Origin of the sequence: Acinetobacter sp. UBA6571 (genome assembly GCF_002434085.1) — a bacterium.
GTDB classification, from domain to species: Bacteria; Pseudomonadota; Gammaproteobacteria; order Pseudomonadales; family Moraxellaceae; genus Acinetobacter; species Acinetobacter radioresistens.
The window spans coordinates 95978-96548 of the sequence record NZ_DJJJ01000010.1 but is presented as its reverse complement, the minus strand read 5'-3'; the positions used below and the strand labels follow the sequence as shown (position 1 = coordinate 96548).

The window sequence follows — 571 nt, the reverse complement described above, 5'->3', positions numbered from 1 at the left end:
AACAAAATACAAAATAGCTCCTTCCCTTTATTCATTAAGCTTTTGAGAACAACCTTAAGTCATCCGCCTGTACTGATCTTGGCTCTTATTTTTGCCTGCTATACCAGCCAATGGCTGACAGTAATTGGCTTTTTACCGATATTGTATCTTGATGAGCAGATTAGTCTAAAAGTTGCCGGAACACTGACTGCTCTTGTTTCAGTTTCTAATATTTTAGGTACGTTTGCTTCCGGTTTTTTATTACATCGCGGTCTGGCACCTGCACGGCTCATTAGTATAGGTTTTATACTTATGGTCATGATGTGCTGGCTGGCTTTCTCTACTTATTTTAATTTGTCTTTTGGTCTGAAATATCTGGCTATCATGGTGTTTTCAATATTGGGAGGTTTTATTCCCACTACTATTTTTGCCATTAGTCTGCATTATGCACCACAGCCAAATGCCACAGCAACCAGTATCGGGTTAGTCCTACAAGTCTCTGCTTTTGCACAACTTACTGTTCCACCACTGACTGCAGCCTTAATTTCTTATACTCAGCTCTGGAGCATGATCGCTTGGGTCAGTACGATTC

Annotated in this window: 1 pseudogene; it reads left to right on the top strand. The window is 40.5% G+C overall.

Going from position 1 to position 571, the window contains the following annotated elements:
• Window positions 1–42 precede the first annotated feature (42 nt).
• A pseudogene (locus tag B3X18_RS01690) lies at window positions 43–571 on the top strand (MFS transporter); the annotation flags it as partial.